This is a genomic window from Pseudomonas sp. UW4, assembly GCF_000316175.1.
GTDB lineage: Bacteria > Pseudomonadota > Gammaproteobacteria > Pseudomonadales > Pseudomonadaceae > Aquipseudomonas > Aquipseudomonas laurylsulfatiphila.
In genome coordinates this window covers 1,919,279-1,932,127 of sequence record NC_019670.1, presented here as the reverse complement: position 1 = coordinate 1,932,127, position 12,849 = coordinate 1,919,279, and the positions used below count along the sequence as shown (strand labels likewise).

Sequence of the window (12,849 nt, the reverse complement as noted above, 5' to 3'; positions counted from 1 at the left end):
ACATTGGTTCAAAAGGACAACAACATGACCGCACACGACACCGCCAAAGCCCCGATCATCACCAGCATGCAGGTTGTTCCGGTGGCCGGCCACGACGGCATGCTGCTCAATCTCAGCGGCGCCCACGGCCCGTTTTTCACCCGCAACATCGTGATCCTCAAGGACAACGCCGGCCACACCGGCGTCGGCGAAGTGCCGGGTGGCGAGCGCATTCGCCAGACTCTGGAAGACGCACGCAGCCTGGTGGTCGGCAGCCCGATCGGCACCTACCAGAAGATTCTCAACCAGGTACGCCAGACCTTCGCCGACCGCGATGCCGGCGGTCGCGGATTGCAGACCTTCGACCTGCGCATCACCATCCACGCCGTCACCGGCCTTGAAGCCGCGCTGCTCGACCTGCTCGGCCAGCACCTGGACGTGCCGGTCGCCGCCCTGCTTGGCGAAGGCCAGCAGCGCGATGAAGTGAAGATGCTTGGCTATCTGTTTTATCTCGGCGATCGCAACGAAACAGACCTCGCCTACCGCTGCGAGCCAGACGCCGAAAACGACTGGTTCCGCGTACGTCACGAAAAAGCCATGACCGCCGAGGCGGTGGTCCGCCTGGCCGAGGCGGCGCACGCGCGTTATGGCTTCAAGGACTTCAAGCTCAAGGGCGGCGTGCTCAGCGGCGACGCCGAAATCGAAGCGGTCACGGCCCTCGCCGAACGCTTCCCCGATGCGCGCATCACCCTCGACCCGAACGGGGCCTGGTCGTTGAAAGAAGCCATCCGCCTGTGCCGCGATCAGCACCGCGTGCTGGCCTACGCCGAAGACCCGTGCGGGGCGGAAAACGGTTACTCGGGACGCGAAGTCATGGCTGAATTCCGCCGGGCCACGGGGCTGAAAACCGCAACCAACATGATCGCCACCGACTGGCGGGAGATGGGCCACGCGATCCAGTTGCAGTCGGTCGATATTCCCCTGGCCGATCCGCACTTCTGGACCATGCAGGGTTCGGTGCGCGTGGCGCAGATGTGCCACGAATGGGGCCTCACCTGGGGTTCGCACTCCAACAACCACTTCGACATTTCCCTGGCGATGTTCACCCATGTCGCGGCAGCCGCGCCGGGCGAGATCACCGCCATCGACACCCACTGGATCTGGCAGGACGGCCAGCGCCTGACCAAGGCCCCGCTGCAAATCGTCGACGGCTGCGTGCAGGTGCCGCAGAAACCGGGGTTGGGGGTGGAACTGGACATGGATCAGGTCGCCAAAGCCCATGAACTGTACAAAGGCATGGGCCTGGGGGCGCGGGATGACAGCGTGGCCATGCAGTTTTTGATTCCGGGCTGGACGTTCGATAACAAGCGGCCGTGCCTGGTGCGTTGAAACGCCCAGCGAGTTGAATCAAGGGTTGCGCGTGGCCGCCTGTTGGCGGCCGGTTAAAAAACGCTCGGAGCACAGCACTTAACCCCCTAAAATGGCGCGCAACTGAATCAACGACGGATGAAACCCACATGGACAGGCTGAAAACCATCGCCGCCGGCATGGCGATATTTGCCGCAGGCCATTGCGTGGCACAGGATCAAATCGAGACGCTGGTGAACGCCGCCGTACAACCGGTGATGCAGGCCGAAGGTATCCACGGCATGGCCGTGGCGGTCACCGTCAACGGCCAAGCGCACTACTTCAACTATGGCGTCGCCTCGCAAGAAACCGGCAGCCCCGTCACAAAGGACACCCTGTTCGAAATCGGCTCCGTCAGCAAAACCTTCACCGCCACCCTCGCCGCCTACGCCCAGACTTCGGGCAAACTGTCACTGTCGGACAAGGCCAGCCAGGTCTTGCCGGCCTTGCGCGGCAGCGCTTTCGACAACATCAGCGTGCTGCAACTGGGCACCTACAGCGCCGGCGGCCTGCCGCTGCAATTTCCTGCTGAATATGATTCGGCCGACAAAATGCTCGGCTACTACAAACAATGGAAACCGCTCTACGCCCCCGGCAGCCACCGACTGTATTCGAACCCCAGCCTCGGCCTGTTCGGCTACCTCGCCGCCCACAGCATGGGCCAGCCTTTTGATGACCTGATGGAGAAAACCCTGCTGCCGAAACTGGGCCTCAAGCACACCTATGTGCATGTACCGCAGGACCAGATGGCGCTGTACGCCCAGGGTTACAACAAGGACGGCAAGCCAGTGCGGGTCACTCCGGGGGCGTTGGATTCCGAGGCGTACGGGGTGAAAACCAGCGCCGCAGACTTGCTGGCCTACGTCGACGCCAACATGAAGCCGGCGCCTCTGGAAAAGCCGTTGCAGCAAGCCATCGCCTTGACCCATAGCGCCTACTACAGCGTTGGCGACATGACCCAAGGCCTGGGCTGGGAGATGTATCGCTACCCGATCACACTGGATCGCTTGCTGGACGGCAACTCCACGCCGATGGCCATGCAGGCGCACAAAGTCCAGTGGCTGAATCCGCCGCAAGCACAGCCACAGAACGTGTTGATCAACAAGACAGGTTCAACCGGTGGCTTTGGCGCTTACGTGATGTACGTGCCATCGAAGGAAATCGGCATTGTGATGCTGGCCAACAAAAACTTCCCGAATGCGCAGCGGGTCAGGATTGCTCATCAGATTCTGAGTGCGCTTGCCCGATAAGCCTGGTTCGCGCCCCCAGAGAAAAGTCGACCTCTGGAGGTTAATACTGATCAGTTAACACACGAAACCTGTGGGAGCGAGCTTGCTCGCGATGGCGTCGTAACAGTCAATATAAATGTTGAATGTCAGGTCCCCATCGCGAGCAAGCTCGCTCCCACAGGTTAATTGCTTACCACCAGGATTCAGGGCCGGCTCAATCATCCGGCATTTCCGGTGGCTTGGCGGGCTTGGCCGGTTTGCTGTTTTTCCCGGGCTTGGCACCTTTGGCCGCCGGCTCGGCTTCAGCGACGGGAGCGGCCACTGTCGCGGTAAATTCTTTCTCGGTCGCCGGCAATTGATCGACCGCGCTGAAAATCTCTTCCAGCTTGATGGCGTCCGATTGTTCCAGTTTCTTTTCGCCGTCCTTGCCGACCAGAATCACCTTGGTCTTGGCGCCGGCACCCAGCTTGAGCGAGCGGATCAGCGCCGCGGTGTCCTGTGGCCCGAGGTCTTTGCCGTCGCGCTGGCCCATCAGGTTGAGCACGGTGTAGAGCACCATGTTGCGGTCGGTGAAACCCTTGCGATTGGCCGGTTCATCCAGCGACTTTTTCAGGCTGACCCAGGTCGGATCCACAGTGCTTGGAGCGATGACAATCAGTGGCCGGGCCCTGCCCTTGTCCATGTCCAGCGGTGAGTCGCCATCAGCGGCGAACGAGGTGCCGGCAATCGCCAGCAAGATAGCCATGGTCAGTGACCTGATGAGCATGCGCATCTCCTTTTTGATATCCACGCTCTAATGATTGCGCATCGCGGCGATCGTTCCGGGTGACGTGCCGCAAATTTTTCGCCTTGTCCCAAGCTTAGGTCAGGGCGGTCATTGCGCAACAGCTCGGGGTCATCTCAGGACTTACAAAGTTCAAGGCAGATCAAGGATCAAGCGGGTCGCAAGGGGTGCCCGGACAGGCACCGACTGGGCATTGCACCCGCGAAGGAGGCTGGCGTAACGAATTGAATCAGAACGCCAGTTTGTAGCCGATCAGCAACAACATGGTCGCCAGGCAAGGGCGCAGCAGTTCGTCGGAGATGCGCCCGGTCAGGTGGCTGCCCAGGTAAATCCCCGGCAACGAACCCACCAGCAAGTAACCCAAGACCTGCCAGTCCATGTTGCCCATGCTCGCATGGCCGAGGCCGGCGACCAGGGTCAGCGGCACGGCGTGGGCGATTTCAGTGCCTACCAGGCGACGGGTCGGCAGCATCGGATAGAGAATGAACAGGGCCACGGTGCCCAGTGCACCGGCGCCGATGGACGTCAGCGCGACCATGGTGCCGAGGACCAGGCCTGTGATGACCGTCAGGACATTGAGGCGCTTCCCGCTGGGGTTGTAGTGGCCGCCAGCACGTTTGTGGGCGAAATCCAGCAGACGTTTCTTGAACAGAATCGCCAGCGCCGTGGCGAATAACACAAAGCCGAGGGCCTGCTTGATGATGGCGTTCATCGCATCGGGGCTGGAGTGCAGGCTGCTCAGGAACCACAACGTCAGTGCCACCGCCGGCACGCTGCCAAGGGTCAGCCAACCGGTAATCGCCCAGTCGATGTTGTTGTTCTTTCGATGAACCAGTACACCGCTGGATTTGGTGATTGCCGCGTAGAGCAAATCGGTACCGACCGCCGTTGCCGGATTGATGCCGAACCACAGCAGGATCGGAGTCATGAGCGACCCGCCACCGACGCCAGTCATGCCGACAATAAAGCCAACCACCAACCCGGCCACGACCAACCCGATGTTCACTAAATCCATTGATACGTCCACAAAGATCGCAGGGGAAATCTGGCCCGCAGCATAGCGATATTTCTTATAACCAGTTATATCGATGCGATCTATCTTTATTCCGGAACCGTCATGCAACCCTGTGGGAGCGAGCTTGCTCGCGATAGCGGTGTATCAGTTGGCATCAATGGCGACTGACACTCAGTCATCGCGAGCAAGCTCGCTCCCACAGGGTTCCGTGTCGTGCTCATTGCACCGGCAGGAAATTCAGGAACAGCAGGCTCTGGGCATAATTCAGGCCGATGCGCCGGTAGCGTTCGTCGAGCATCTGGGTCAGCAAATCCAGCCGGGCGACGATCTTGCCGAACTCGACGGCAAAGCTCAGGTTGCTGCCCTCCTCCGAGATTTCGTTGGAAAACAGCAGGGGTTGGCCTTCCTTGTCTTGTCGCTGGCTGAGGATCCAGGTGGCAATCTCGATGTTGCGTGCGGCATTGCTGACGAATACCGGGTTGATCGTATCGGTCATGTAGAACTCGGTGCGATTGCCATGGGCGGTCACCAGCATGCTGCCGATGGCATAGATGAACGCTCCGACCCGATCGCCGAGAAATTCCGGGCTCATGGCAAAACGCAGGGCCGCCAGGTCCTTTTTGCCGCCCAGGGTCGGTAAGGGCTGCTGCTGTTCAATGGCTATGCGCACTTGCTTGCCGGCCGTACGGGCATCGAGGAAACCGGACTTTTTCAGCTCATCGGGGTTGCGCAGGTAGAGCTTGCCCATAAGCAGGTAAAGGCTGTCGAGGTTGTCGCGCATGGTCAGGGTGGCCATACGGTCGACACTGGTCTGCAGGAACTCCTGGGGTTTGCCTTCGCGCATCTGGGTGATGATGTCGCCGCCCTGCTGCTGGCTGCAACCGGTGACGAAGAACATCGACAGACCTGCCAGCAACAGGCAATGACGGCGGATTCTTGAGCTGTTCGCGGGTAAAACTCGAGCCATGGGTTCTTGAACTTGGGCATGGGCCGACGGTGGGGATCGCCGCAGGCTGCCATGGATAGAGCCGGACATTTCGAAAAAGTGCAGTATCGGAGCGCACCAATCGATCACCGGCGCGGTGCAGCTCAATAGATCGCAGCCTGCGGCAACCCCGGCGAGGGAACCGATGGACTATTCTGGTGCCCACTGAAATAACCATCGGCATTCATAAAGGAGGTTTGCATGCGCACGCTTCAATTGGCTGGCGCCCGGGTGCCCGTCATTGGCCAGGGCACCTGGCAGATGGGCGAAGACCGCTCTCGGCACAGAGAAGAAGTCGCGGCACTGCGCCTGGGCATCGAACTCGGGATGACCCTGATCGACACCGCTGAAATGTACGCCGAAGGCGGTGCCGAGGAAGTGGTGCGCGATGCCATCGCCGGCCAGCGCGACAGCGTCTTTGTGGTCAGCAAGGTGTACCCGCACAACGCCAGCCGCCAGGGCATTCCCCAGGCTTGCGAGCGCAGCCTGCGCAGGCTCGGCACCGATTACATCGATCTGTATCTGCTGCACTGGCGCGGCCAGTATCCGCTGGAGGAAACCGTCGACGCCTTCGAGCGCCTGCGCGAAGCCGGCAAGATCGGGCGTTGGGGCGTGTCCAATTTCGACCTCGACGACCTGCTGGAACTGGATGCCCCGGCCTGCGCCACCAATCAGGTGCTCTACAATCTGGAGCAGCGCGGCATAGAATTTGATTTGTTACCCTGGAGCCAACAACAGCGGCTGCCGGTCATGGCTTACTGCCCGATCGGCCAGGGTGGAGAAATGCTCGCCAATGCCACGCTCAAGCAGGTGGCAGCCCGGCACGGCGTGACGCCAGCACAGGTAGCGCTGGCATGGATAATGCGCCAGGACGGCGTGACCGCCATCCCCAAAGCGGTCCGGCCCGAGCATGTGCGGCTCAATGCCCAAGCCGCCACACTGCAACTTGAACCCGGGGATCTGGAGGCGCTGGACCACGCGTTTCATGCGCCACATCGCAAACAGCGGCTGGCCATGGTCTGAGCCAACGCAGTCTGTCTGAGAGCTTCGCCATGAGAAGCACCGACCACCTGGACCCGTTCAATCTGCAACGCTTTGTCCAGGCTCAGGACCCGGTATTCGACCGGGTTCAAGACGAGCTGAACAATGGACACAAGCGCAGTCACTGGATGTGGTTCATTTTTCCGCAGTTTGCCGGGCTCGGCGGCAGCGAGATGTCGCGCCGCTTTGCCATTCGTTCGCGGGAGGAGGCCCTGGCCTACCTTGAGCATCCGCTGCTCGGCGCCCGCCTGCGCACCTGTACCCAGGAAGTGTTGAACATCCGGGAGCGCTCGGTGGCCGGGATTTTCGGTCATCCCGACGACCTGAAATTTCATTCCTCGATGACCCTGTTCGCCCAGGTCGATGCCGCCGACAGCCTTTTCCAGCAAGCCTTGAACCAATACTTCCACGGCATCCTGGATGACTGGACCTTGTCGCTGATGGACTCAAAACAGGCCCAACTGCCCCCCAATCAGGGTTGAGAAGTCGTCGTCGACAAACGGCAGTATCGCGTCCGCCACCGGTTGCAGTTGCCGGGTGATGTAGTGGTCGTAATCGATGGGCGCGCTGCGCACTTCCAGCGGTTCGGGGCCGGCGACGGTGATCACGTAGCTGATCCAGCCGCCGTTCTGGTATTGCCGCGGGCGACCCTGGCTGTCGTTGTACTCATCGGCCAGGCGCGCCGCGCGCACGTGGGGCGGGACGTTACGCTGATAGTCATCGAGGGTGCGGCGCAGACGTTTGCGATAAACCAGCCGGTCATCGAACTCGCCGGCCAGGGTCTTGCGCACGTAGTCACGCACGTAATCCTGATAGGGCTTGCGCAGGAAGATCCGCGAGTACAGCTCTTGCTGGAATTGCCGGGCCAGCGGCGACCAGTCAGTGCGCACGGTTTCCAGGCCTTTGTAGACCATTTCGTCGCTGCCATCGGCGCGGGTCACCAGTCCGGCGTAGCGCTTTTTGCTGCCTTCTTCGGCGCCGCGAATGGTCGGCATCAAAAAGCGCTTGTAGTGGGTTTCGAACTGCAACTCGAGAACGCTTTGCAGGCCGTATTCCTGCTGCACATGCTCGCGCCACCACTGATTGACGTGCGCCACCAGCGCCTGGCCGATTTGCGCCGCCTCCTGCTGGCCGTGGGCGCGACGCAGCCAGACGAACGTCGAATCGGTGTCGCCGTAGATCACCGCATGCCCCTGGGCCTCGATCAACTGGCGGGTGCGCAGCATGATCTCGTGCCCGCGCAAGGTGATGGACGACGCCAGGCGCGTGTCGAAGAAGCGACAACCGCTGGAGCCGAGCACCCCATAGAACGCGTTCATGATGATTTTCAGCGCCTGGGACAGCGGTGCGTTGTGTTCGCGCTTGGCGGTTTCCCGGCCTTCGGCGACCCGGGCGACGATGGAGGGCAGGCAATGCCGGGTGCGAGAAAAGCGTGCGCCGCGAAAACCCGGCACCGACTCGCTATCGTCCGGGTGCCTGAGCCCTTCTATCAGCCCCACGGGGTCAATCAGGAAGGTGCGGATGATCGACGGATAGAGGCTCTTGTAGTCGAGCACCAGCACCGATTCGTACAGCCCCGGTTGCGAATCCATGACGAAACCGCCCGGGCTGGCTTCAGGTGGCTTGCCACCGAGGTTCGGCGCGACGAAACCCTGACGGTGCATCAGCGGCATGTACAGGTGGGTGAACGCCGCCACCGAACCGCCCATGCGATCGGCCGGCAGTCCCGTGACGCTGGCCCGCTCCAGCAGGAAGGTGAGCAACTCGGTCTTGGCAAAAATCCGCGTGACCAGTTCGCAATCCTTGAGGTTGTATTTGGCCAGCGCCGGTTTGTCCTCGGCGAACATGCGATTGATTTCGTCCATGCGCTGGTACGGGTTGTCGAGGGACTTGCCCTCGCCGAGCAGGGTTTGCGCGACGTTTTCCAGGCTGAACGAGGGAAAGCTCCAGGTCGCCGAACGCAGGGCCTCGATACCGTCGATGATCAGGCGGCCAGCGGCTGAAGCGAAGTAATGGTTGCCGTTGCCATGTTCGCGCCACTGCATTTCCTCGCCGCCACGCCCCAGTTTCAACGGCACCGCCAGGCGCCGGGCGTGTTCGTGAAGCACGCGCAAGTCGAACTGCACGACGTTCCAGCCAATGATCGCGTCGGGGTTGAACCGGGTAAACCATTCGTTGAGCTTTTTCAGCAGCAGGGTCCGCGAATCGCAGTACTCGAGCTGGAAATCCACCTGGCTATCGTCGCCATTTGGCGCGCCGAGCATGTACACCTGACGCTCGCCGCAGCCCTCCAGGGCAATGGAATACAACTCGCCCTGGGCCGTGGTCTCGATGTCCAGGGACACCAGTTTGAGGCTCGGCCGGTAACCGGGATCGGGCTTCATCTGTGCGTCGAGCAGCAGGCCCTCGGCATTCGGCGTGCCACTGAAGCGCACCGGCGCGGTGATGAAGCGTTCCATCATGTAGCGTTCCGGCGGGCGCACATCGGCTTCGAACACTTCGACGCCGGCCCGGCGCAACGCGGTTTCCAGGCGCATCAACTGGCCATGTTGCCGGCAGTAGAGTCCGAGGACCGGACGATGGTCGAAATCCTGCAGGGCCAGGGGCTTGAGTTCGACGTTCTTTTCGTCATGCAAAACGCTTTCGGCCTGCAGACGCTGCGCAGCAGGGATGAACGCCACCGAGGGCTGGCAAGGCAGGCGGATGCGCCGGGGACCGCTGTCGGTCGCCAGCCAGAACTCGACTTCCGTACCGGCCGGGGTGTCGCGCCAATGCCGGGTCAGGACGAAGCCCTGCTGTAGATCCACCACTGCAAACCTCACGTTGATTCAGAGGGGGATTCTACCTGTCATCCGTCGCGATAGCCCGTTTGCCGCAGGCCTAACAGGCAGACACAGAACCTGTGGGAGCGGGCTTGCTCGCGAAGGGGCCAGCACATTCAACATCTTTGCTGGCTGACAGTCCGCTTTCGCGAGCAAGCCCGCTCCCACAGGTCAGCTGCTGGCCGGAAATGAGGGGGTTTAGCGAAGAAAAACCGCCAAATGACGTTTTTTGCGTGTTATCTGCCGCTTTCGCTCTTGCCCTGAGCGCTTGCGTCTACGATTCTTCAAGGACAACGACAACACCCGAGTAACCACCATGAAAACCGTCGCCCAACTGCTCAAGCTCAAAGATCAGAAGAATCAGGAAGTGCACCAGATCAAACCCGATCACATGGTGCTCGAAGCGCTGATGAAGATGGCCGAGAAAAACGTCGGCGCCTTGCTGGTGGTGGAGAATGATGAAGTGCTGGGCATCATCAGCGAACGGGACTATGCGCGCAAACTGGTGCTGCACGGCCGCTCCTCGGTGGGAACGCCCGTGCGCGACATCATGGTGTCACCGGTGATTACCGTCGACACCCATCAAACCGTGGATACCTGCCTGGGCATCATGTCCGATAAACGCCTGCGTCACTTGCCAGTGGTCGAAGGCGGCAAATTGATCGGCCTGCTGTCGATCGGTGACCTGGTCAAGGAAGCGATTGCCGAACAGGCGGAGTTGATTCGCCAGCTTGAGCAGTACATTCGCGGGGAGTAAATCCGGACATAACATTCACCCGAAAACCTGTGGGAGCGAGCTTGCTCGCGATAGCGGCCAGACATTCAACATAGATGTCGACCGACATGGCCCCATCGCGAGCAAGCTCGCTCCCACAGGGTAAGTGGTGTTTTCAGGCGGGCCAATGCCGGGCGAACACCGGTGCCAAAGCCGGGTGGCGGTCGATGCGTTCCAGCCAGGCGAAAAACCCGGGCCGCGTCGTGCGCAAATGTTCCCGACTGCCCGCCCATCGCGAGATCACCGCCGTCAGCACATCCAGGGCCCCCGGCTTCTCGCTGCCCAGATACAGCTCGCCCGAAAACTGGTCGGCAAACACCTCCCAACTCCAGTGCAGGCGTCGGCGGGTTCCCTCCATGAGGTTATGCCTGGACGACTCATCCGCCCCGGCCAGCCAGCGTTCGGGGTAATCGATGATGCCGATGGCCGCATAGCAATTGCTGACGATGTACGCCATGGCGCGAATGGCCTGGTCCCGCTCGGCCGGGTCCTGGGGCAACAACCGCGACGCGGGAAAGCTCAGCCCTAGGTGAATCAGGATCGCCACGCTCTCGGTCAGGACAGCGCCATCAGGGAGTTGCAGGGTCGGAATCTGTTTAAGCGGATTGAGCTTCTCCAGCGCATGGGCCGCCTCCGCGGACGCCTGGACATCGATGAAGCGATAGGGAACATCACAGAGTTCAAGGGCGGCTTCGATGGCCGCGGCCCCGGAGTTCTGATGGCCATAGAGCTGGTACATAATCGTCTCCTTGCACACCGCGATCTCTGCAGTGCCTCATCATCCGTCCCGGCAGAGGAACGCGCCAGCTTTGCAGTGTAGAAGCCGCCACCTGCCACGCAGCGACCATCCGACGATCGCACCATCAAGCTCACAAGAGGTATGGCGCAGGTCCTATCACTGCCATCGATGTTCACCATCACCTCAATGAAGTTCTCTTAAAAAATCCACGGCGTAACATCTGCTCCATACCAACCCATAAGCACCCCGGAGCACACGATCATGAAACGCCAGACCCTCCTCAGCATCGCTTTTTCGGTTTTCGCAGTTAACGCTTTCGCCGCAACTTCTGCTCAACCTGTGGTCGCTGAAGGCGGCTCGGATCGTCTGATTGAAAGCCGTGTGGCCGAGGGTGGCTCCGATCGACTGATCGAAAACCGCGTCGCCGAAGGTGGTTCCGATCGCCTGATCGAGAATCGTGTCGCCGAAGGTGGTTCCGATCGCCTGATCGAAAACCGCGTCGCCGAAGGTGGTTCCGATCGCCTGATCGAAAACCGTGTGGCTGAAGGTGGTTCGGATCGTCTGATCGAAAACCGCGTTGCCGAAGGCGGTTCGGATCGTCTGATCGAAAACCGCGTTGCCGAAGGCGGTTCGGATCGTCTGATCGAAAACCGCGTCGCTGAAGGTGGTTCCGATCGCCTGATCGAAAACCGCGTTGCCGAAGGTGGTTCGGATCGTCTGATCGAAAACCGCGTCGCTGAAGGTGGTTCCGATCGCCTGATCGAAAACCGCGTTGCCGAAGGTGGTTCGGATCGTCTGATCGAAAGCCGCGCTGTCTGAATGCAGGGCTTTACCGCAGGACTCGACGAAAACCCGGCCTCACCCGCCGGGTTTTTTATGCGTTTTTTTAGCTCGCGATTACTTCCCTGCCCGCGCCATGCAGCGCTGGTAACGTTCATCGACCCGTTTGGCGAACCACGCGGTGGTCAGTTTGCGCGTGATTTTCGGGCTTTGCAGCACGATCCCCGGCAACACTTCACGGGGTAACGGCCGACCTTCGGCCCGTTCGGCCAGTTCGAAAACCCGTCGATAGAGCTTGCTGTCTTCGAACGCCAGGGTATTGCCCTCTTCCAGTTGCTCGCGGATCGTCGGATTGCGCATGTCCAGTTGCTTGCCGAGGGTACGCACGGCCAGTTCCGTGGTGCCGGGCATGATCGAACCGTAACGCACCAGGTCGCCATCCAGCGCCAACGGGATACCGGAAGCCCGGCTCACCGCGTTCTGAAACGCGGCATTACGGCTGGCGTACCAACCCGCGTTGAAGTCCGCAAAGCGGTACAGCGGCTGTGGGTAGCTCGCCGGATACCCCAGCAGGTGCGCGATGCCGAAATACATGCCGCCGCGCCGGGTGAACACTTCATGACGGATCGAGCCCTGCACCGGATACGGGTAGCCCTTGGCCTGCTGCTCGGCAAAATCGATGCTGACCTGCATCGGTCCGCCGGTATGCACCGGGTTGAAGCCACCGAACAGGGTTTTGCCCATCGGTACCATGCCAATGAAGTCGTCGAAAATGCCACTCAGCTCCTTTTCACTGCGCGCGGTATTCAGGCGGGCGCTGTAGCTTTTGCCGTTGGGCGAGTCGAGCTTCAACGCACCGCTCACCAGCAGGCCGGGAATGTGTGCCTTGGCGGCGCGACGGTCGATCTCGTCGCGGGCGATCTTGCCCAGGCCCGGTACGCTCGGATCGACCTGAAAGGTCGATTCCTGTTCGGTCACGGCCAGCACCGAGCACAGGTTTTGCGTGGTCGGCGAGATGTCTTGCGCGGTAAACGCCACCTGGATATCCGTGGCCCACCCCTGGGGATCGGCGGCTTTGGCCGGCAGCAATCGCACAATCTCAGCCTTCACCTGGGCCGGACTACGCGCCGCCGGCTCCTGGGTCCGCTGGCTGCCGCAACCGGCCAGTATCAACAAAGCGGCGATGCTGAAGATCAATCGATTGGCTTGCATGTCGTTCCATCTAGTCCTTGGGTCCGGCTTAACCATACGAGCAATGGCAGGGCACCGGCTATAACCGTTGTCCACCACGTG

General features: G+C 60.9%; 12 protein-coding genes. 6 read left to right on the top strand and 6 right to left on the bottom strand.

Going from position 1 to position 12,849, the window contains the following annotated elements:
- Positions 1-24: 24 nt before the first annotated feature.
- Together gudD and ampC are read left to right on the top strand one after the other, a co-directional pair.
- Complete coding sequence (gene gudD / locus PPUTUW4_RS08380; RefSeq protein ID WP_015094231.1) at positions 25-1,368, top strand: glucarate dehydratase; 1,344 nt, start codon at positions 25-27, stop codon at positions 1,366-1,368.
- A 128-nt stretch (positions 1,369-1,496) separates the two neighbouring features.
- Positions 1,497-2,636: a class C beta-lactamase gene (ampC, locus tag PPUTUW4_RS08375; RefSeq protein WP_015094230.1), complete on the top strand. Its 1,140-nt coding sequence runs from the start codon at positions 1,497-1,499 to the stop codon at positions 2,634-2,636.
- Between the two features lie 193 nt (positions 2,637-2,829).
- Here the strand turns inward: ampC and PPUTUW4_RS08370 are convergent, their stop codons facing one another.
- From PPUTUW4_RS08370 to PPUTUW4_RS08360, 3 genes are all read right to left on the bottom strand, one after another.
- Complete coding sequence (locus PPUTUW4_RS08370) at positions 2,830-3,381, bottom strand: DUF4174 domain-containing protein (protein ID WP_015094229.1); 552 nt, start codon at positions 3,379-3,381, stop codon at positions 2,830-2,832.
- A gap of 247 nt (positions 3,382-3,628) precedes the next feature.
- Complete coding sequence (locus PPUTUW4_RS08365; protein ID WP_015094228.1) at positions 3,629-4,414, bottom strand: sulfite exporter TauE/SafE family protein; 786 nt, start codon at positions 4,412-4,414, stop codon at positions 3,629-3,631.
- A gap of 217 nt (positions 4,415-4,631) precedes the next feature.
- Positions 4,632-5,381 (bottom strand): hypothetical protein, encoded by a 750-nt coding sequence (locus PPUTUW4_RS08360; RefSeq protein WP_041474814.1) that lies wholly within the window; start codon positions 5,379-5,381, stop codon positions 4,632-4,634.
- A 219-nt stretch (positions 5,382-5,600) separates the two neighbouring features.
- On the opposite strand from PPUTUW4_RS08360, the gene PPUTUW4_RS08355 reads away from it, so the two are divergent.
- Positions 5,601-6,422, top strand: coding sequence for an aldo/keto reductase (locus tag PPUTUW4_RS08355; RefSeq protein ID WP_015094226.1), 822 nt, complete (start codon positions 5,601-5,603; stop codon positions 6,420-6,422).
- Positions 6,423-6,451: 29 nt separating this feature from the next.
- Positions 6,452-6,922: a DUF1810 domain-containing protein gene (locus PPUTUW4_RS08350; RefSeq protein WP_015094225.1), complete on the top strand. Its 471-nt coding sequence runs from the start codon at positions 6,452-6,454 to the stop codon at positions 6,920-6,922.
- Here PPUTUW4_RS08350 and PPUTUW4_RS08345 read toward each other — a convergent pair.
- The gene (locus tag PPUTUW4_RS08345) at positions 6,887-9,247 is read right to left on the bottom strand and encodes a DNA polymerase II (protein ID WP_015094224.1); all 2,361 of its coding nucleotides are present in this window, start codon (positions 9,245-9,247) and stop codon (positions 6,887-6,889) included. The two genes, PPUTUW4_RS08350 and PPUTUW4_RS08345, sit on opposite strands and share 36 nt — an antisense overlap.
- A 331-nt stretch (positions 9,248-9,578) precedes the next feature.
- On the opposite strand from PPUTUW4_RS08345, the gene PPUTUW4_RS08340 reads away from it, so the two are divergent.
- Positions 9,579-10,019, top strand: a complete 441-nt coding sequence (locus PPUTUW4_RS08340; protein WP_015094223.1) for a CBS domain-containing protein — start codon at positions 9,579-9,581, stop codon at positions 10,017-10,019.
- A 133-nt stretch (positions 10,020-10,152) separates the two neighbouring features.
- On the opposite strand, the gene PPUTUW4_RS08335 is transcribed toward PPUTUW4_RS08340, so the two are convergent.
- Complete coding sequence (locus PPUTUW4_RS08335; RefSeq protein WP_015094222.1) at positions 10,153-10,776, bottom strand: glutathione S-transferase; 624 nt, start codon at positions 10,774-10,776, stop codon at positions 10,153-10,155.
- A 261-nt stretch (positions 10,777-11,037) separates the two neighbouring features.
- Between PPUTUW4_RS08335 and PPUTUW4_RS08330 the strand changes: the two genes are divergently transcribed.
- Entirely contained in the window at positions 11,038-11,595 is a 558-nt protein-coding gene (locus tag PPUTUW4_RS08330) for a hypothetical protein (RefSeq protein WP_015094221.1), read from the top strand.
- A gap of 78 nt (positions 11,596-11,673) precedes the next feature.
- On the opposite strand, the gene PPUTUW4_RS08325 is transcribed toward PPUTUW4_RS08330, so the two are convergent.
- Entirely contained in the window at positions 11,674-12,768 is a 1,095-nt protein-coding gene (locus PPUTUW4_RS08325; protein ID WP_015094220.1) for a DUF1615 domain-containing protein, read from the bottom strand.
- Between the last annotated feature and the right edge of the window lie 81 nt (positions 12,769-12,849).